Below are 323 nucleotides of genomic sequence, written 5' to 3' on the forward strand. Positions count from 1 at the left end.
CCGAGGCCGCTCCGGCACCGGCAGCACCGGTCGCCGCGGCTGCTCCGGCCGCCCAGGCTGCTCCGGCGCCCGTCGCCGAGGCGGCGGCCGCCGCTCCGGCCCCGGCTGCCGCCCCGGCCGCCGCGGCCGCCGCCGCCACGCCCGCGCAGCGGCCCGCTCAGGCCGACGCGGGCGCCGCGGCCTCCGGCACCCGCTCGGAGTCGGCCGAGGGTGCCACGGTCGCGGTCGTCGAGCCGCTGCTCGAGGTCTCCACCGACAAGGTCGACACCGAGATCCCGTCGCCGATCGCCGGCACCCTGGTGAAGAGCCTGGTCGGCGAGGAC

At 81.4% G+C, this 323-nt stretch carries 1 protein-coding gene; it reads left to right on the forward strand.

Translation table 11 applies throughout. The features are described from left to right. The coding region (locus PUR56_RS14425; protein ID WP_329949201.1) for a biotin/lipoyl-containing protein at positions 1-323 on the forward strand (323 nt) is incomplete at both ends.

The organism is Streptomyces sp. BE303 (assembly GCF_036290945.1).
GTDB lineage: Bacteria > Actinomycetota > Actinomycetes > Streptomycetales > Streptomycetaceae > Kitasatospora.